Source organism: Psychrobacter sp. CAL346-MNA-CIBAN-0220, from assembly GCF_040309805.1.
Lineage (GTDB): Bacteria > Pseudomonadota > Gammaproteobacteria > Pseudomonadales > Moraxellaceae > Psychrobacter.
This window is the reverse complement of record NZ_JBEOPF010000001.1, coordinates 1335576-1355662: the sequence shown is the minus strand read 5'-3', so window position 1 is coordinate 1355662 and position 20087 is coordinate 1335576. Positions and strand designations below refer to the sequence as shown.

Here is a 20087-nt window from a genome sequence, read left to right as displayed (position 1 = left end):
TAATGCAAATTTTTTGCTGATCGATTTTTGACACTAAGGAAGGCTTCATGCACAGCACTTCATTTTCATCTCATGATTTTATTCAGTTAGCACTAGACAATAAGGTACTCAAGTTCGGTGAGTTCGTTCTTAAGTCTGGGCGTATCAGTCCTTACTTTTTTAATGCCGGCTTACTGGCGACTGGTGAAATGTTGTCGTTATTAGCACGTGGTTATGCCGCCGCCTTAGCTGAGCAAATGCAGAACTCTAATAACGGTATTAGTGGCAATAGCGATGTTAATGGCGATAATAATAAAAAGCTGGTCATCTTTGGTGCTGCTTATAAAGGTATTCCTTTTGTGGCTGCTACCGCGCAAGCGTTATGGTTACATCATGGCATCAATGCCGAGTGGGGCTATAACCGTAAAGAAGTTAAAGCTCATGGTGAGGGTGGCAATTTAGTCGGTGCTGATGTCAGCGGCAAATCTGTTTGGATACTTGATGACGTTATCACTGCAGGTACAGCGATGCGTGAAGTGATCGAAATTTTGGAGCAGGCAGGCGCGAGCGTTGCAGGAATTATCGTCGCTTTGGACCGTAAAGAAAAAGGTCAAGCAGAGTATTCTGCTATTCAAGAGTTAGCATCAAACTTGCAAGTACCAGTACGGGCACTATTCGATATGGATGATTTAATCAGTTATCTAGCTGATGAGCACAGCACCCATCAAGACTCGACTCAGCTTGCAAAAATGCAGCACTACCGCACCCAGTACGGGGTATAATTTTGCGTGTTTTGTAGCGTGTTTTGTTTGTATTTCTATTCGTTCATCCTTAATAATAACCCGTAAGTGAGCCTTATCATGAGCCAAACAGACCCTAAACCATCTTTGGATGATCGTTCTTTGCAAAGCAGCTCTTTGAATATCTTAGTAATTATGGATCCTATTGAGCAGGTCAATTATAAAAAAGATACCAGTTTGGCAATGATGTGGTCAGCGCAAGATCGTGGTCATCAGCTTGGTTATTGTCAAATCCATGACTTATGGCTTGATCGTGGTCAATTAATGACAGATGCGCAGCCAGTAACCGTGCAGCGCGATCCTCAGAATTTTTATACACTAGGTGAAAAGCGGACTTATAAGGTCAGCGACTATGATGTGATTCTGATGCGTAAAGATCCACCGTTTGATATGCGCTTCATTTATGCCACTTATCTGCTCGATCATGCTAAAGCTGCTGGCGTGCTGGTGGTCAATGATCCACAAGCTATTCGTGACTGTAATGAGAAACTGTTCGCGACATGGTTTAGTGACTATATGAGCCCCACGATTGTGACCAGTAAACAGGCACATATCCGTAAATTCATCACTGAGCAGCAGGACGTGATTGTCAAACCTCTTGATGGTATGGGCGGGACTGGTATCTTTCGTCTGACTGCTGATAGCCCCAATATTGGGGTAACGCTTGAGATACTGACTGAGCTTGAAACCTTGCCAATTATGGCACAGCGCTATTTGCCCGAAATCAAAGAGGGCGATAAACGGGTATTAATCGTTGATGGGGTGGTAGTCGATTATAGCTTGGCGCGTATTCCCACTAAAGGCGAGACCCGTGGTAATCTGGCGGCAGGCGGCAGCGGGGTAGCGATGCCGTTGACGGATATTGAACGTCAAGTCGCGCAAGTGGTGGCGCCTATCGTTAAAGAAAAAGGTTTGATGTTTGTCGGTTTAGACTTAATTGGCGGCCGTATTACCGAAATCAATGTTACCAGTCCTACCTGTGTACGTGAGATTGATGATCAGTGCGGCACTGACATTGCGAGAGATTTAATTATAGCAATAGAAGCGCGCTGTTAAAGAAACAGGGGTTGCATCGGGCTTCAAAACCTAGATTGTAAAATATGATCAAAAATGGGTGGTTCACTCTAAAGTATTTTTAGCAAAAATATGTTGCCTGACAAAATTTTATTAATAGGCAATACACCCATTTAACGCATCATTTAGCTCATAAAACGTGATATATATGAGGATAATTTCCTCTATACTATGCGGGATTGCAGCTCTTGATCCATAATTAATAAGCACTTACAACCAATCAGAAAAGACAAGCAAGGCAGGCGTTAATGAAGACACCGCATATATTAATGATGGCCGCAGGTACGGGTGGGCATGTATTTCCAGCGCTGGCGGTTAGCGAAGCGCTGACTCAGCGTGGCGCGGTTATCCATTGGCTTGGTACGGCAAATGGCATGGAAAACGACTTGGTTCAGCCTACTGGCTATACTTTTCATGCGATTGCTATGCAAGGCTTGCGTGGTAAAGGAGTAGGGCGGCTGCTTAAGATGCCAGTCACTCTATTATCAGCAACACTGGCTGTCATTAAAATCATTCGTAGCAATCAAATTGATATAGTGGTGGGTTTTGGCGGTTATGTCACTGCGCCTGGCGGTATTGCAGCACGCATGACAGGTACGCCGCTGATTATTCATGAGCAAAATGCAATTGCAGGTATGAGCAACCGTTATTTGGCCAAAATTGCCACTAAAGTGCTGCAGGCCTTTGAAGATACTTTTGCCAATAGTCAGCTTGATCGCAAGCTTGAAACTGTTGGTAATCCAGTGCGTAATGCCATCACGGGTATCACTGCGCCATCGGTACGTTATGATATTAGTGATCATTCGCCGCTACGATTATTAGTAGTGGGTGGCTCATTAGGAGCGCAAGTGCTTAACAACACCGTTCCTAAAGCGCTGGCGTTGATAGATAAGCCTTTTGAGGTGCGCCATCAATGTGGTCGTAATAATGAAGAGGCAACCCAAACCGCTTATGATGCTGAAGACTTAAGTATCCATCAAATAACCGTGCAGCCTTTTATTAACGATATGGCAGCTGCTTATAATTGGGCAGATATTATCGTTTGCCGAGCGGGTGCGCTGACCGTTACTGAAATTCAAAATGTTGGTATCGCGGCGATTTTTGTACCTTTACCAAGTGCAGTTGATGATCATCAAACGGCCAATGCACGTACGCTAACTCTACACGATGCTGCAATATTATTACCGCAAACTGAGCTAACACCCAAACGCCTAAGTGATGAGCTTGTCGCACTTAATCGGCATGACTGTCTTGAGATGGCCAAAAAAGGTCATGCGCTTGCCAATCGTAGCGCCAGCCAGCAAGTTGCAGACCTTATTTGGCAGACGCTTTGATTGCATGGTTTGTGATCTTTTATTCTTTGTTCTACTTATCCGTATTTTACTCGTTGTCCATAAAGAGAAACTTCTATGTCCACACTTTCTGTTAATGCCTCATCTGCTACGCCGATCAATAATGCTTTGCCTAAACGTCTGATTGAGATTCCAGAGATGCGCCGGATTCAGCATTTGCACTTTGTGGGGATTGGGGGCTCTGGGATGTGCGGTATTGCTGAGGTAATGAGCAATCAAGGTTACCAAGTAAGTGGATCGGATATCGCTGAAAGCCTTGTAACTAAGCGTTTACAGGAAATTGGTGTTGAAATATTTATCGGTCATGATTCTAAGAATATTGCACATGCTGATGTGGTGGTGGTGTCCTCAGCGATAGATCGCAGCAACCCTGAAATTACAGCCGCACTCAAAGCTCGCCTGCCAGTTGTTCGCCGGGCTGATATGTTGGGTGAGCTGATGCGCTATCGTCATGGTATCGCAGTTGCGGGCGCTCATGGTAAGACCACCACCACCAGCTTGTTAACCACTATGCTGGCTGAAGGGCAACTTGATCCGACTTATGTGATTGGCGGTAAGCTTAATGCTTCAGGTAAGAATGCAGCCTTGGGTAGCAGTCGGTTTTTGGTTGCCGAAGCAGATGAGTCAGATGCGTCCTTTTTATCGCTACACCCAATGGCGGCGATTGTGACCAATATCGACCAAGATCATATGGAAACTTATGAGAATAGCTTTGATAAATTAAAGGCGGCTTATATTCAGTTCCTACAAAACATGCCATTTTATGGTTTGGCTGTCGTTTGCGGTGATGATCCTGAACTGTATGCGATGATCGATGACATCGGGCGTCCGGTATTAACCTTTGGACTTGAGTCTTTTAATGACGTACAAGCAATCGATGTCGTCGTTGAAGGTACCAAAACCCATTTCACTGTCTTACGCCGTGACCACGAACCACTACCCTTAACCTTAAATATCCCTGGTATCCACAATGTCTACAATGCGCTTGCTGCTATTACCATGGCAACCGATGAAGGCGTTGATGATGAAGCGATTAAGCGCGCGCTACAAAAATTTGCAGGCGTTGGACGTCGCTTTGAGCAACATGAGCCAGTCGCTATTGATGGTGGCGATGTCTTATTAATTGATGACTATGGACATCATCCAAAAGAAGTTGAGGCCACCATCAAAGCGGCGCGCCAAAGCTTCCCTGAGCGCCGTTTGGTTATGCTTTTTCAACCGCATCGTTACAGTCGTACCCGCGACTGCTTTGATGACTTTGTCGAAGTGTTATCCAGTGTTGATGAGCTGTTATTATTAGATGTCTATTCAGCAGGCGAAAACCCTATCGCTGGTGCAGATACCAAAGCCTTAGCGCGTAGTATTCGTATGCGCGGCGCCGTTGAGCCTACCATTGTGGATAAGAATAATCTTGCCCCTGCCATGCAACGCTTATTAAAAGCCAATGATATGCTCCTCACCCAAGGCGCTGGTAACATTGGGCAAATCGCTATCGACTTAGCCGCCAACAATTTATATATCAAGTAATCATATAAATAAAAAGGTTGTCAGTTCTTTAAAATAATTGCCAGATTTTTTAAATAACTATATTTGATTTTCATATTATCGCGCCTATTAAGGTGTCAGTAAGCATTGTAGGAACCATCGTCATGACCAACAACAGCAATATTAAAAATTTCAGCAATATTACCGATAATAACGTTGCTGATAGCAATGTCTTTGATAACAACGGCGACTTAGATGCGGTCAATATCATTAATCCAGAGCCTGAGCTAGCCGCTGCTACTCAGATTCAGCAAGATGAAGATAAGATATTCATCGATAAACAGGCTAAAGATCAAGCATTAAAGCTTGCCTTAGCTTTGGATGCCAGTATATTTGGTAAAGTAGCTGTTGTTTACGGTGGCAATAGTAATGAGCGTAGCGTGTCCTTAGATAGCGGCGCTGCGGTATTACAAGCACTACAGAATCAAGGGGTAGATGCCAGCCATTTTGATCCTAAGTATCAAGACGTTACCGAACTGCGCGATTTCGATCGGGTTTTTAATGTACTCCACGGTCGCGGTGGTGAAGATGGCGTTCTACAAGGCGTGTTGCAATGGCTGAACATTCCTCAGACGGGATCAGGCGTATTGGCCTCAGCGCTGGGTATGGATAAAGTACGTACCAAACAGCTGTGGCAAGGTTGCGGCTTATCGACTGCACCATTTTCACTACTTACTGCGGATACCGATTGGCAGCAAGTGGTCAATATGCTGGGGCTACCATTAATCATTAAGCCAGTACACGAAGGCTCAAGTATTGGCATGACCAAAGTCAATCAACTGGATGAGCTACCAGCGGCTTATGCGACAGCGATACAATGTGGTGACGCGGTGATGGCAGAACGCTGGATTACAGGCCGCGAGTTTACCATCGTCATTATTGATAATGAGGCTTATCCAGTAATTCGTTTAGAGCCTGCTGATATCAGTAACTTTTATGATTTTGAAGCCAAGTATAATCGTAATGATACCAGCTACTATATTCCCTGCGGCCTTAATACCAATGATGAAAAACATTTACAAGATTTAAGTCTGTCAGCTTTTCGAGCGGTTGATGCCAAAGGTTGGGGCAGAATTGATGCTATGCAGGATGACAATGGGAATTTCTGGCTACTTGAAATTAATACCGTACCAGGAATGACCAGTCATAGCTTGGTTCCTATGGCAGCAAAAGCCTATGGTATGGATTTTGATCAATTGTGCTGGCATATTCTAGCGCAGACACTGTAGGCCTAAAACAGGACCTATAAATCTATAATTGTAGCCCTAGAGCTGCTATAACACAGCTTCATGTAAACTTGTGTAAATTCATTAGTTGCGGCATCGGTTAGGCTACTGTTTACGAGCGAAATACGTTAAGATTACCAAGATAAAAGTATTTTGGTAAAACCTGTCTCATTTTGTTAAATGAATGAGTAAAATGTTACGATATTGTCTAGTAGTGCTGAATTGACTAATAACAATAAACAAACGATACTAGTACCCTAATATCGCCTACTTTATTTAGTTAGAAAGATACCAACATATAATATTTAAATATAGACGAGCAGTAGTAAACATCAAATATAGGGACGAACGCAATTATGGCTCAAACTGTCAATGACGTAACTGACTTAATGAGTCATAAGACCCGCCATCCAAAGTCTAGCCTACAGGTACCAACATCAGCCAAATATTTTTTTACGGCCTTGGTAGTTGGTTTGCTGTTGTTGATATTAGCAATGGGTGGTAAGGCATTGCGTGACGCACCGCCAGCAGCTATTCAGATCAGTACTCAAGGTTTGACTGTGCCGCAATATCAGGCCCTACAGAAGACGATGAGTCAACAGACCATCAATAGCTTTTTTACCACTGATTTACAGGCATTACGCGATATTGCCATTGGTTTGGCTTGGGTCGATCAAGTTAGTGTGACTCGTGATTGGCAGCGCGGCATTGTCATTACCGCCTTGCCTAAACAGGCCGTTGCTAATTTTGGTACTGAACGTCTGGTCGATGCAAAAGGGATTGTATTTGTTCCTGCTGACGATCAAGAGCTGACACAGTCGCAGTTCGCTACCTTGCAAGGTGAGATCATGCAAGCACCCGTTATTATGCAACAAATGCAGCAAATTAATAACTGGTATGCGCCGCTTGATATGCGTGTCAAAGACATTATCTTGTCTCCACGAATGACCTGGTTAATTCGCTTCGATAATGGACTTCGCGTTATTGTTGATAATGAAAATACCGCGCAAAAACTGCTGAGCCTTAGCCAATTGCTTGGCAATCAGTTGAGCACGCGTCGTGATAAGATGCAATCGATAGACTTACGTTATAAAAATGGTTTTACCATTGCTTGGAATATGCAAGCGCCGAAAGCAGCAAGCAAGTAGTTAATAGGGTAATTTAAGGCGAAGATTTAGTATTATAGCGACTTAGTCCTAAAATCTGGTTACTTAATAGCGAAACCTAGTGTTATAATTTAGCATCATAATTTTACAGCATTCTTTTCAATGATCTAATGGAGGCGTCATTTAGCCCCCTGTTTAGCGATAATTTGTTTGGTACCATGAAAAATACTGAAAATCTAGTTGTTGTCCATCTAAGTGCCACGGCAGTTTATGCTGTGATCGGCAGTGTCGTGTCTGCAAAAGACATTCGTATTATGGGTGTTGGTCAAGTCAAAAACAGTGACTTTTATCAAGGCCAAATCAAACATCGCGAACGCTTGCAAAGCGCCATTAGACAGGCTATCCAAGAAGCTGAAGATACGGCAAACTGTCGCGTGCATAGCGTATGGTTGACATTATCGACCCCTGAATTATCAAGTACAAACAGTTCTGGTCATGTGAATGTTGAAGAAGATACAGTACGTGCCAAAGATATGGTACAAGCATTATCTAATGCTAAATCAAAAGATTTGCCTTCTGATTATTACTTGATGCACTGTTGCCAGCAAGGTATTTATATTGATGATCAAGAAACAATCGTCGATGATGCGATTGAGATGATCGCAAATAATATAACCGTGCTCTATCATATGATGATGATGCCAGTTTCTAGTCGCCAAAACATCCAAAAACTATTGCAAAGCTGCGATGTCGGTATCGATCATATCGTTTTTGATGCAGTGACTAGTGCTGAATATAGTCTCATGACCGAAGAGCGTCAGCAGGGTATTTGTTTAATAGATATTGGTGCAAGTACCACTAGCCTTTGTGTATATAAAGAAAATAAGCTAATTTTTACTCACTGCATAGCAAGTGGTAGCCATGAAGTGACAATGGATATCTCAGCGGATATGGGAATATCTATGATAGAGGCTGAGAAACTCAAAAAACTACACGGCACAGTTGATATTCATAGTATCGATCCTAGTGCGTTTTTTATCTATAAACCACAAGGCTCAGGAGATGAGATCAATGTCAGTTTGTATAATCTAGCGCGAATTATTGAAGCTCGTTATATACAAATCTTCACTGAGGTTGTCCGTCAGCTAGATGAAGCTCATTTGATAAGTTATCTTGATCGCGGTATTGTACTTAACGGCGGCGGTAGTGCTATTAAAGGTATGATTCCGTTTGCTAAAAAATTACTAAAAATGCCAGTAGTATTGACCAATAGGCATCCTGCTATCAGTGCTTATAACCATTTTGACAATGAAGTATCGTTTAAACAGCTGAATACTCAGGTCAATGATCGCGCTTATCAGACCGCTTTTGGTACCTTGCTATACAGTCAGAGCGAGCAGTTCCGTCATAGTGAGCAAAGCGAGCCTGAAGCTATTGAGCAAAGAAGGGTTAAAGGCTTGTTTAAAAATGCGGGTCAACGCTTCAGTAGCGTACTTAAAAAGATACTCTAATAGCAGCTGTTTTAAAGAAATTTACTTTAAAAAGCACCTTTAGATTAAGTAGCGATAGCTTGAGTGAATTGAGACTTAAAGCAGCTACGCCTATATTACCCTTATTTTATTTATATACATTTATATAGTAAGCTGATAGAGCGTCATGCGAGTGTGTTACTACATGTCGATCACCACGCTATCTGCAACTGGAGAACCTTTTTTATGTCAAAATACACCATGCCAGATGATAATCAATCTCAAAATAACGGTCAAGCTCGCTTTATAGTATTTGGTGTCGGCGGCGGCGGCGGTAATGCGGTTGAACACATGGTACAACAAGGTATTAAAGGGGTGACGTTCGTTTGCGCCAATACAGATAAACAAGCCCTTGATCGCCTAACTGCACCGCATAAATTGCAATTGGGTGCTAAGAGTAATCGTGGTCTTGGTGCCGGTGCAAATCCAGAAGTGGGACGTGAAGCTGCTGAAAGTGAAGAAGAATCAATTCGTGCTTTACTTGAAAATGCAGATATGGTCTTTATCACTGCCGGTATGGGCGGTGGTACCGGTACGGGTGCTGCTCCTGTGGTCGCCCGTATTGCTAAAGAGATGGAAGTATTAACCGTGGCAGTAGTGACCACCCCCTTTAAGTTTGAAGGTGGTAAGCGTATCAAAGCCGCTAAAGCTGGTATTGAGCAACTGACTAACTTCGTTGACTCCATTATTACCATTCCTAATGACAAGTTAATGAGTGTTTACGGTAACTTATCGATGCAAGATGCTTTCAAAAAAGCGGATGATGTACTAATGCATGCGGTTCAAGGTATTGCCGAGACTATCGCCCGTTCAGGTTTAGTAAATATCGACTTTAATGATATCCGTACCGCGATGACTGCTAAAGGCCATGCGATGATGGGTATTGGCCGTGCTAGTGGTGATGACCGTGCACGTGAAGCGACCGAAAAAGCGATTAAGTCGCCACTACTTGATGATTTACGTTTAGAAAATGCGAAAGGTTTGTTGGTCAACGTTATTTCTTCTCAGAGCTTATCGTTAGATGAATTTAGCAAAATTAGCGAAATCGTTGAAGGCATTACCGATACTGATGATGCTAATATTTTCTACGGCTCAGTAGTTGATGAAGATATGGGTGATGAGCTGCACGTTACTGTTATTGCCACAGGTTTGACCTTGGATGAGCATGCAGGCGAAGAGCCTAAAGCACCACAACCTATTCCGTCTGTTACCAGCACTCAACCGGTTGATCCTAACTTGCATACCAGTGCTTTGAACAGTCAAAAGCAGTCCCAAACTCAGATGTATCAAGACAACATAACGCGTCCAAATCCTGCGCAAGAGCAACAACCGACTAAAACCAATAGTATCCAGGATTATTTAAAGCGTCAGCAGAATAAATAATTGGATGGTTTGAATGACACTTATTTTAAAATGTTACTGATTATTTGTTATATTTTTTGTGTCATTGTAGTGAAACAGTATAAGAAAATCGTGATAAATACTCTAAAAAACCAGTGCTTAGGCGCTGGTTTTTTTGTGCTTATTGAGGGTAAATGACACCAAAAAATAGGGTTTTGGTTACGAATAGCCTATATTCTGCTGATTTTTTGAGATTATTATGAGTAAATATTATTAAAATTTTTTTCATGATAAGCACTTTCAATTACAGAATTGAGTAAATTATCGCTTTTTTACTATGGCGAATTAGTAGACGCTAATGGTACACTATGGCAATTGTAACAAGATATGTGAGAAAGCAGCCATGAATCAACGAACCATAAAAACAGCTATCGCTATCACAGGTATTGGTTTGCATAGTGGTGAGCCTGTTGACTTAGAGTTTCATCCACAGCCCGTTAATACCGGTATTGTATTTGAGCGCTCTGATATTGAAGGGTGTGCACCGATTCCTGCTAGCGCCTTTTTAGTACAAGATACGATGATGTCATCAAACCTTGTTTTTGGTGGTACCCGAGTTGGTACGGTTGAGCACTTACTAAGTGCCATTGCTGGTCTTGGCGTAGACAACCTATTGATTCGTGTCTCAGCAAGCGAGATTCCGATTATGGACGGTAGTGCCTCACCTTTTGTCGGATTGCTACTACAAGCCGGGTTCTACGAACAAGATGCTCTGAAGAAGTTTTTGAAAATTATCCGTCCTGTTCGCGTTAAAGTGGACGATAAATGGGCAGAGTTACGGCCTTATGATGGTTTTGAGCTAAATTTTGAGATTGACTTTGATCATCCTGCATTTGATAAAGACTTTCAACATGCACAGCTACGTTTTTCTACTCAGAACTTTATCGAACAACTAAGTGGAGCACGTACCTTCGGTTTTCTACGTGATATTGAGGCGCTACGGAAGAATAATCTGGCGTTAGGTGGCAGTATGGATAACGCCATTGTCATCGATGAATCGCGTATTTTAAACGCTGAAGGTCTACGTTTTGCTGATGAATTTGTACGTCATAAAATATTAGATGCGTTAGGCGATCTATATTTGATCGGCTATCCCTTATTAGGCCGTTTTAATGCCTATAAATCTGGTCATGCACTGAATAATTTACTAGTACGTGAGATGTTGTCGGATAAAAGAAATTTCGAAATTGTAACTTTTGATGACAATGTAACCTGTCCTATCGAATATTTACCCTTGACGTCTTTAACTATCGAGGGATGAATACACCAAGATACATGTTGTATCGCAACATTTACGTAAGATTACAGGGTTTGATTTCAACTTAAAGAGAATTATCAAAAGCTTAAAACCTATGCCTATAAAAGTAGGTGCTGAAAGCTAGAGCCTATCAACACTTTCTCTAGTAAAAAATCGTTCGATTGTTGAATCCATATTTTGGATATAACGATCGAACGATTTTTTTGTTTATAAATTAACAAAAAGTTCCTGTAAAAAGCTGACATTTTAGAATTTTATTTACATAAGATTACATTGTAAGATAGGAATTTTTACTCATTTAGCAGTCGCAAAAGTGCATTTCTGAGGTTTTTGTCCGTGGTGACATGCTCTGCGGCCTGTGCTATAGTCCGTTTGGTGTTTCGGCTAAGAGCCTGATTTTTATTGGCTTTGTGACGCTTTAATCCACTTGCTAAGTTCACCGATTGTTGTTCAGATAATGAAGTATCAGTGAGAGTTTGTGCTACCACGACGCGAATGTGCTTGAGTTGTTGAAATGTAATGGACTGCTCTGATAACACCCGTAGATAAGCTTTTTGTAAATAGCGAATATGGTTAGCAGCAGTCATTGAGCTCACACTGAGAGTCAGTTGTTCAGCAGTTAAACCGACGACCCAACAAGTATTAAGGATTTCTTCTGGTAGACAATCTACCAGCAGTTCTTTTACTTCAGTGGTCGCTTGTGCATAACGACGCATATTATCACTCAGGCTTTGAGGTAGTGCGCTACCAGCAAAGGCTTGATGGTCAATAAGCGTAGCAAGCCGATTAGGCTGTTTTTTAGACATCTTGTTTACTCATTATTGAGGTGAAAGCAAGTGGCATAAGACTTAAGTAGCTGGGCAGTCAATACATACCATATTTAAAGCTGACAATTTACGAGGTGCACAACGAAGCTGGCAATAATGCTGGTGTTGAGCACTATAGACTAGAAAGTTAGCTGCTGTACTTAGAATTTTATCATGATTACTTAATGGTCATCTTCTCTAAATTAATTGATGCATTGTCATGGATGACAGGCAATCCCGTATTAACAATAGGTAGTAAATTTATGAAACAGGCTTTATTAATTTTGTCAGTACTGGGAATGGGCGTAGTACAAACGAGTGGTGCTGCCGAAACGACCTTTCAATCAAATAATACCTTGACTCATACCATCACCAATATCTCTGCTTCTACAAACTATGGTTCTACAAGAAATATCTATAGCACCAATAGTGGCGCGCATGTGTCCAGCAATGACGAAATCAGTCGGGCTATCGATAACCTAAGCGCGCACGCTAAGCAAAAAGAATATCAGCTGGCATCACTAACCAGCCGTTTATCTTATGAGCGTCAGCAACAAGCCAGCTCAGCTCCAGATCGTAACTCAGCCCCTGCTATTGCAGCGGCTCGGGCATCACAAGTCGCTCTATCTAACAGCTCTGGATACTGTGCTCGTTATGTGCGTAAAGCGCTACAATCTGCAGGCTACGAATTTACGCCTAATCCGTCAGCGTATCAATATGCCACGCGCGGTACTCTTGCCAATGCAGGTTTTAGTAAAATCAGCAATGATATGCCGACCCAAGTTGGTGATGTTATCGTCTATGATCGTAGCTCAAGTCGTCCACACGGCCATATCCAAATATTCGATGGTGCTGACTGGGTTTCTGATTTCCGTCAAAATGGCATCAGCCCTTACAGTGGTGTCCATGCCTATACCACATGGCGTGATTCGCAATACGTTGATGATGCGTCGAATCGTGGTATTTACCTTGCTATGGCTGACAAATAAGATCCAACAAAGCGACCCTTAAATATTGGATTTACCGTTTTCTCCTCACTCAGTAATGATCTTGATATCATTGCTGAGTTTTTTTTCGATTTTTTTGAGAGTAACCGCTAGGCATCAAGATGACTGATTGTTGAGTGCTACTGGATACTCAAAACGTGTCCAATAGCGACGTTGATGAAAATCAGGTGGAGAAGCGTGGATGGGCGCAAAATATAAGAAAACCTTGCTAAATTTTAAGATTACGCAAGGGTGAAGTTGTTTAATAGGAATGTTATTTGAAGCTTTACCGCTGCTGTTGTTATTGTTGCTACTGGCTAATAAATTAGAGGGAAGTTGATTTAGAGGGATACCAAAGCTGCGTTCATAATAATAAGGTGGCACGATTGAGTGAGAGAGCAGCGATTCTAAGATAGAGGAAGTGTGGCTTTCAGTTCTTGATAGGTTTTTAGCCCAGTTGATATGAGCAGGTAGTTTTCCATCTGCTTTTAATAAAGGCGTTGGCGGTAGGGTTGATGGGGTACGATAACCTTTAAAGTGATAGAGTGCATAACACCCACCGGGGCTAGCATTAACCTCGACATAAGCAGTCGATTCATCAGTGCTCATAGAGCCATCACTTATAAAACACTCCAAACAAGTTTGTTCCCATAAATAGTCGGTAAAATTGACCCGTGCTTGATCCCATGTTGGCCAATTTAATTGTGCGGCTAAAGAGGGGTGTTGCAGCTGGATTTGATACGTTAGCCATAACTGTGGTTCGGTTTGCTGGGTGATTGTAGCGCTGACTTCAACGCGGATTTGTTGCAGCTGCTCACAAGATACGCCAAGCTGTTGCGCATCAGACCGTAAGCTACCAGTCGCTAATTGTAGATTAAAAATCTGACTCATAATGGGGATAACTTAAAAGAGTTTATTAATAAGAAGTATAAAGGCGTATTAAAGGCTAGATAACATAAAAGCTGCGAGCAATTATGCCGCGCAGCTTTTGTAGAGGTAACCGTTATTCTTCTATCTAGGGTCATTTATTCAATAGCACTTATTGAGCGTGACGCACTAAATTAGACAATTTTGGATTGGCATTGGGGTTTTGACGTAGTAATAAAGCCATACGGCCGATAGTATGAATAAGATACGCATTTGCATTTGCTGCAAGCTCAGTGCAAACCACATCACGATCATGCTTGCTACCCGCAGGCAGTTTCACTTTGATTAATTCGTGATCGGTTAAAGCACGGTCGATCTCTTCGCTGATAGCAGGGGTGATACCATTATTGCCAATCATGACCACAGGTTTCAGCTCATGACCGATACCTTTTAGGCGTTTAATCGTAGCGTTATCGAGTTCCATAAAATTCCTAAGCGTTAGTAAATATAAAATCTGGACTTAAAAGAAAGCCGTCATAATAGCAAAGACTACAATAGCGACTATTAAAAAGTAAAAAAATAAAAAAGGGTATTATTAAAAAAGTTAATCTCTATTATAAATAATCTATAGCCATCTTGCATGAAATCAGCAGGATTTTGCACGATTTTACGTGATGAAAATGTTAAACTGAGTATCTTGGTGCATTATAGACGCTACTGGCATATAAAGCTGCTAAATCATTAGCACTTGAGCGTAGAGCCTATAGATCGCTGATTGAAATTGGTATAGTAAATCAGAGATAAAACAGGCAGATGGGCATCATAACAATTTAATAAGGAAGCGACATCCCTCGCCTTCAAATAAACAGCGTTTATATAAACAAAGTTTAAAAGAATGAAAAATTAGCTAAATTTGTTAATAAATAACATGAAAATTAAGTAGTAGAGTATTAACGCTTTGCAAAGTAACAGGAGCAGAAAATTTGGCCACGCGTATTGAGAATAAAAAGTTGTCAAAAAGCAGCCGTGTTTGGATGAAAGAGCATATTGACGATCACTATGTAAAAAAGGCTCAAAAAGAGGGATACCGCGCGCGCGCTGCCTATAAATTGCTTGAGATAAATGAAAAAACCAATCTTATTAGTAAAGGTATGACCGTAGTAGATTTAGGAAGTGCCCCCGGAAGCTGGTCACAAGTAGCTGGCAGGCTAGTAGGCGAGAATGGTTCCTTGATCGCCTCGGATATCCTACCTATGGATAAATTAGAAAACGTCACTTTTATTCAAGGTGATTTTCGCGAAGCTGAAATCTTCAATAGCATCATGGCAGCGGTTGGCGATAGGCAGGTAGATGTGGTGTTATCAGATATGGCACCTAATACTGCGGGTAACAGCGCTGTCGATCAGCCACGCATGATGTACTTATGTGAGCTTGCTATAGATTTCGCCTTAGAAACCTTGCCAGAAGGTGGCGCACTTATTATGAAAGTGTTTCAAGGTGAGGGATCACAGGAGTTACGCAAGCAAATGCAGCCAAAATTTAGTAAAGTGCGTAGTATCAAACCAGACGCCTCACGGCCACGCTCAAAAGAGATGTTTTGGATTGCTATTAAATAGCCCATATATTCAATAGGTTGTAGTAATAATATGCTGGTTAATGATAGTATAAAGTTTGCTAATAACAGCATAAAAATCGCTACAATAGTTAACTGAATAAATGCAGATTTTGCTTGAATTATATAAGTTAAAACCACATATAACGATCTATAAGCTTTGTTTTAAGCATATCTTTAAGCAAAGTCGTCTGACCATAAACCACTCATAACTGCAGCTATTTACTATTGATTTGTACTTTTACTAACCTGATGAGAGCCATTGCTTTTATCCAACTAATAATTTAAGTTGCCGGTAAGTTAAGTTCGAGATTCTAAATGTGAATGGACTGTCGATAATGATTAATGCGTTTATAGGCGTCACGTGTTTAGTAAACACACCAATAAGTAAGGGATGGGAATAACTAGTGAGCGACATGGTAAAAAATACCTTATTGTGGCTGGTGGTAATCGGCGTTTTGGTGCTGGTGTTTAGCGGCTTTGATCAATCTACAGAGCCGGATAGCCTTAACTATTCTGAATTTGTGACCGCTGTGTCAGAAAGTCAGGTAGCCAGTGTTGAAATTGACGGCGAGCAGATCACCGGCGAGAAGAAAAATGGCTCAGCGTTTGAGACTATTAGACCTGCGGTGTCCGATGAGCAGCTGATGCCACTCCTACGTGAGAACAAAGTCGATATCGAAGGGACTGCGCCTAAACGCCAAAGCGTGTTGATGCAGTTGCTGATAGCCAGCTTCCCAATCCTACTGATTATTGGTCTATTCCTGTTCTTTATGCGCAATATGCAAGGCGGCGCTGGTGGTAAAGGGGGCGGTCCGATGAGCTTTGGCAAATCAAAAGCCAAAATGCTCACCGAAGATCAAATCAAAGTAAACTTTGAAGACGTTGCGGGCTGTGAAGAGGCCAAAGAAGAAGTTGTTGAAGTTGTGGAATTCTTACGTGATCCAGATAGGTTTACTAAGCTTGGCGCGACTATTCCACGTGGTATCTTAATGGTTGGCCCACCAGGTACCGGTAAAACGCTATTAGCAAGAGCCATTGCTGGTGAAGCTAAAGTACCATTTTTCTCAATCTCAGGTTCTGACTTTGTTGAGATGTTCGTCGGTGTTGGTGCCTCACGGGTACGCGATATGTTCGAGCAAGCAAAGAAAAGCGCCCCTTGTATCATCTTCATTGATGAGATTGATGCAGTCGGTCGTCATCGTGGTTCTGGTATGGGCGGTGGTAATGATGAGCGTGAACAGACGCTTAACCAATTGCTGGTCGAAATGGATGGGTTTGAAGGTAATGAAGGCGTTATTGTTATTGCTGCTACTAACCGTGCTGATGTCCTTGATAAAGCACTACTACGCCCGGGTCGTTTTGACCGTCAAGTACAAGTAGGCTTGCCAGATATCAAAGGCCGCGAACAAATCTTAAAAGTACATTTGAGAAAATTACCGAATACGATTGGTGTTGATGCTCATGCACTTGCTCGTGGCACGCCTGGATTTAGTGGCGCGCAATTGGCTAACCTTGTTAACGAAGCCGCACTATTTGCCGCTCGTCGTAACAAGAGAAGCGTCGATATGAACGACTTTGAAGACGCCAAAGATAAGCTATACATGGGTCCTGAACGTAAATCAATGGTGATACGTGAAGAAGAACGTCGTGCTACTGCTTATCATGAATCTGGTCATGCTTTAGTCGCTGAACTGCTACCAGGTACTGATCCTGTGCACAAAGTTACTATCATGCCACGCGGATTTGCTCTTGGGGTCACTTGGCAGTTGCCTGAGCATGATCAGACCAGTCTTTATAAAACAAAGATGCTGAGTGACATTGCTATATTATTTGGTGGCCGTATTGCTGAAGAAGTATTTATTCATCAGCAATCAACGGGTGCTTCTAATGACTTTGAACGTGCGACTAAAATGGCCCGTGCAATGGTTACTAAGTATGGCATGTCTGATGCGCTTGGGATCATGGTGTACGAAGACGATGACAGCTCGCAAGGTTACTTTGGTGGGGGCACCCGCACCATCTCAGAAGCCACCCAGCAAAAAGTCGATGAAGAAGTACGACGGATGCTAGAGGAGCAGTATGACATCGCTCGTGAATTGATTGAAGGCAATCAAGATAAGATGCATGCTATGGTTGATGCCTTAATGAAGTGGGAAACCATCGACCGTGACCAGCTGCAAGATATCTTAGCCGGTGAAGCACCGCGTCCACCTAAGGTTTATCAAGGAACCGAAGTAAATTTATCGAAAGATGATATGAAAACCACGGGTTCAATACCACCACCCTTACCAGCGATGTAAAGCCAATAGTCAGTTAGCATTGAGTATAGAAGCCCTTTTTGATAAAGGGCTTTTTTATTGTCGTTATTTTAGGATGGCATAAGTTTAGGACAGGGTAAGATTTACTGATATGATGAGCTAAGACGACGTTTTATATTGATTTATAATGCTATAAAAATACAGCTCAACTAAAATTTTTAAACAAAATGGATAAGTTATGTCCTTGTTTCACCCTCTACCTATTTACACTGTGTCTAGCCGCGATAAAGTCCTAGATTTGTCTAAGCCACAAATTATGGGTATTTTAAATGTGACTCCAGACTCATTTTCTGACGGTGGTCAATTTAATGCCGTGGAGAAAGCCGTTGCGCACTGTCAGCAGATGTTAGAGGCGGGTGCATCTATCATAGATATTGGCGGTGAGTCTACGCGTCCAAATGCTGAAGCTGTTGCTACCAGTGAAGAGATACAGCGTGTTGTACCGGTAGTCAAAGCAATTCGGCAACAGTGTGGCACTGCGCTTTGGTTGTCTATCGATACTAGCAATCCTATGGTCATGCAAGCCGCATTTGAAGCAGGCGCTGATATTTGGAATGATGTCCGTGCGCTCAAACGTAAGGGTGCAGCAGCGATGGCGGGGGCACTTGATATCCCGGTAATGCTCATGCATATGCGCGGTGAGCCGACCACGATGAATAATCTGGCGCAATATGATGATGTAGTGAGCGAGGTTAGCGCTGAGCTCGCTACTCGCGTTACTGAAGTGATGAGCCTTGGTGTCAAGCATGATAAGATAATTATTGACCCTGGATTTGGCTTTGCTAAGAATTATGAGCATCACTGCGCACTATTAACCCAGCTTAGTCGCTTACAAGCGCTTGGTCTGCCAGTAATGTTCGGTATCTCACGTAAGCGATTTTTGGCAGAAGTGCTCACCAAAAGCGGCGTTATAACAGTTGCGGAGACCCAAGCGTTAGAGCGAGATCCTGCTGGCACTGCGGCAGCACTTTTTGCGCTGCAGCAAGGCGCCTGTATTATCCGCACCCATAATGTAGCGATGATGCAGCAAGCGGTGGCATTGTGGAGCCAATTGTCTGCCTATAATCAATACCAGTCTTAGCAACTACGCTTACTATACCGGTGAGGTTGCCTTTTAAATATAACTCTACTTCTAAATAATGAGACTACTCTTATGTCAATGACCCCCTCAGATACTCAAAATCAGCCTGAACCAACTAATGAGCAGCGCCGCATTATTTATCAAGCCCGCCGCGGCCTTAAAGAGTTAGATTTTTATATCGACCCTTATGTAAAAGAGCTATATTTGACCGCAGCACCTGCCGAGCAAGAAACCTTTGCACAGATGCTTACTCATGAGGATCCGGATTTATTAGATTATTTTACCAACCAGAATAAACCAGAAGATGATGCCATTTGGACATTGGTTAATAAGATTAAGACGTGGCGTCATGGTAAAGATCTTTAACAGTCATCTGGCTGGTCGTTCTAAACTATTAAATAATGTGGATTGTCTGTCTATATTTTTGCCCCTTATACTTTTGTACTTTATATTATCCATATATATTGCATTGATAGAGATATCCCACAGATGAAGTCGCTACGTATCGATAGCCCTATTAAGTCGACCAGTCATTTATGCATGCTGTTATATATCAGCTTAGCTGGTGTCATAGTAATACTGGCGTGGCTTGCTTATCTATTACTATGGCAATATGTGTTGATACTAGTGGTAAGCACAGCGGTAATGATCTCCCTAGCATTGTGTCGTCCACTACTGCTGCATTTAAGCCAGCCGCCTCTTAACCAGCGTATAGATCAACATTGGCAATTACTGATGCGAACCAGTCGCGGTGATACATTGTGGCAAGCTGATTTAGTCAAAGTACATCGTTATCATTTATTCATTCATTTTGAGTTTATGATTATTGAGCCTTATCAGCGTTCTTTATCAGTAACTGTATTTCGTGATCAAGTGAGTATTGAGCAGTGGCGCGAGCTAAATATTTTAGCCAATGTCATCCCGTCAACGACAACTTAGGTAGACCATATTTACTTAGTCAAGAGTAATTAACCTCTCCTTAGTCAATGTTAATTACTAGCTACTTACGTATTACTGTTAGCATTTATTATTAGCATCAACGCTACCTCATATCTGCTAACGAAGTCCTACATCCTATAACAAAACACCTATCTAGACGATGAAGAAGATTTGCTATATTTGCTATTGATTGATAATGATTCTA

General features: G+C 42.1%; 18 protein-coding genes. 15 read left to right on the top strand and 3 right to left on the bottom strand.

The annotated features are described in order from the left end of the window. Positions 1–47: 47 nt before the first annotated feature. From pyrE to lpxC, 9 genes are all read left to right on the top strand, one after another. Positions 48–761 (top strand): orotate phosphoribosyltransferase, encoded by a 714-nt coding sequence (pyrE, locus tag AAEY88_RS05280; RefSeq protein ID WP_350560071.1) that lies wholly within the window; start codon positions 48–50, stop codon positions 759–761. 78 nt (positions 762–839) lie between these two features. Continuing rightward, entirely contained in the window at positions 840–1835 is a 996-nt protein-coding gene (gshB, locus tag AAEY88_RS05275) for a glutathione synthase (RefSeq protein ID WP_350560069.1), read from the top strand. 266 nt (positions 1836–2101) lie between these two features. Next, positions 2102–3187, top strand: a complete 1086-nt coding sequence (murG, locus tag AAEY88_RS05270) for an undecaprenyldiphospho-muramoylpentapeptide beta-N-acetylglucosaminyltransferase (protein WP_350560067.1) — start codon at positions 2102–2104, stop codon at positions 3185–3187. 75 nt (positions 3188–3262) lie between these two features. Next, a complete protein-coding gene (gene murC, locus AAEY88_RS05265) occupies positions 3263–4732 on the top strand; it encodes a UDP-N-acetylmuramate--L-alanine ligase (RefSeq protein ID WP_350560065.1) in 1470 nt (489 codons plus the stop codon). 122 nt (positions 4733–4854) lie between these two features. Continuing rightward, positions 4855–5979 carry a D-alanine--D-alanine ligase gene (locus tag AAEY88_RS05260; RefSeq protein ID WP_350560063.1) on the top strand — a complete coding sequence of 375 codons (1125 nt, stop codon included), beginning with the start codon at positions 4855–4857 and terminating at the stop codon, positions 5977–5979. A gap of 353 nt (positions 5980–6332) precedes the next feature. Then, positions 6333–7124: a cell division protein FtsQ/DivIB gene (locus AAEY88_RS05255; RefSeq protein WP_350560061.1), complete on the top strand. Its 792-nt coding sequence runs from the start codon at positions 6333–6335 to the stop codon at positions 7122–7124. Between the two features lie 128 nt (positions 7125–7252). After that, on the top strand, positions 7253–8593 hold the full coding sequence (ftsA, locus tag AAEY88_RS05250; RefSeq protein WP_350560059.1) for a cell division protein FtsA: 1341 nt from the start codon (positions 7253–7255) through the stop codon (positions 8591–8593). 204 nt (positions 8594–8797) lie between these two features. Continuing rightward, positions 8798–9994 (top strand): cell division protein FtsZ, encoded by a 1197-nt coding sequence (gene ftsZ, locus AAEY88_RS05245; RefSeq protein WP_350560057.1) that lies wholly within the window; start codon positions 8798–8800, stop codon positions 9992–9994. A 361-nt stretch (positions 9995–10355) separates the two neighbouring features. Beyond that, on the top strand, positions 10356–11273 hold the full coding sequence (gene lpxC, locus AAEY88_RS05240; RefSeq protein WP_350560055.1) for a UDP-3-O-acyl-N-acetylglucosamine deacetylase: 918 nt from the start codon (positions 10356–10358) through the stop codon (positions 11271–11273). Positions 11274–11560: 287 nt separating this feature from the next. Here lpxC and AAEY88_RS05235 read toward each other — a convergent pair whose 3' ends face one another. After that, positions 11561–12076, bottom strand: a complete 516-nt coding sequence (locus tag AAEY88_RS05235) for a DciA family protein (RefSeq protein WP_350560053.1) — start codon at positions 12074–12076, stop codon at positions 11561–11563. A 263-nt stretch (positions 12077–12339) separates the two neighbouring features. On the opposite strand from AAEY88_RS05235, the gene AAEY88_RS05230 reads away from it, so the two are divergent. Continuing rightward, positions 12340–13065: a CHAP domain-containing protein gene (locus AAEY88_RS05230; protein ID WP_350560051.1), complete on the top strand. Its 726-nt coding sequence runs from the start codon at positions 12340–12342 to the stop codon at positions 13063–13065. A 114-nt stretch (positions 13066–13179) separates the two neighbouring features. On the opposite strand, the gene AAEY88_RS05225 is transcribed toward AAEY88_RS05230, so the two are convergent. Together AAEY88_RS05225 and AAEY88_RS05220 are read right to left on the bottom strand one after the other, a co-directional pair. Further along, positions 13180–13953 (bottom strand): hypothetical protein, encoded by a 774-nt coding sequence (locus AAEY88_RS05225; RefSeq protein WP_350560049.1) that lies wholly within the window; start codon positions 13951–13953, stop codon positions 13180–13182. A gap of 148 nt (positions 13954–14101) precedes the next feature. Continuing rightward, positions 14102–14413, bottom strand: coding sequence for a YhbY family RNA-binding protein (locus AAEY88_RS05220; protein ID WP_350560047.1), 312 nt, complete (start codon positions 14411–14413; stop codon positions 14102–14104). Between the two features lie 499 nt (positions 14414–14912). On the opposite strand from AAEY88_RS05220, the gene AAEY88_RS05215 reads away from it, so the two are divergent. The 5 genes from AAEY88_RS05215 (at position 14913) to AAEY88_RS05195 (ending at position 19882) form a co-directional block, all read left to right on the top strand. Next, a complete protein-coding gene (locus AAEY88_RS05215; protein WP_350560045.1) occupies positions 14913–15545 on the top strand; it encodes an RlmE family RNA methyltransferase in 633 nt (210 codons plus the stop codon). A 403-nt stretch (positions 15546–15948) separates the two neighbouring features. Continuing rightward, complete coding sequence (gene ftsH, locus AAEY88_RS05210) at positions 15949–17844, top strand: ATP-dependent zinc metalloprotease FtsH (protein WP_350560043.1); 1896 nt, start codon at positions 15949–15951, stop codon at positions 17842–17844. Positions 17845–18040: 196 nt separating this feature from the next. Continuing rightward, the gene (folP, locus tag AAEY88_RS05205) at positions 18041–18943 is read left to right on the top strand and encodes a dihydropteroate synthase (RefSeq protein ID WP_350560041.1); all 903 of its coding nucleotides are present in this window, start codon (positions 18041–18043) and stop codon (positions 18941–18943) included. Between the two features lie 72 nt (positions 18944–19015). Continuing rightward, a complete protein-coding gene (locus tag AAEY88_RS05200) occupies positions 19016–19309 on the top strand; it encodes a succinate dehydrogenase assembly factor 2 (RefSeq protein ID WP_407074404.1) in 294 nt (97 codons plus the stop codon). A gap of 123 nt (positions 19310–19432) precedes the next feature. Next, positions 19433–19882: a hypothetical protein gene (locus tag AAEY88_RS05195; protein WP_350560039.1), complete on the top strand. Its 450-nt coding sequence runs from the start codon at positions 19433–19435 to the stop codon at positions 19880–19882. The last annotated feature ends 205 nt before the right edge of the window (positions 19883–20087 follow it).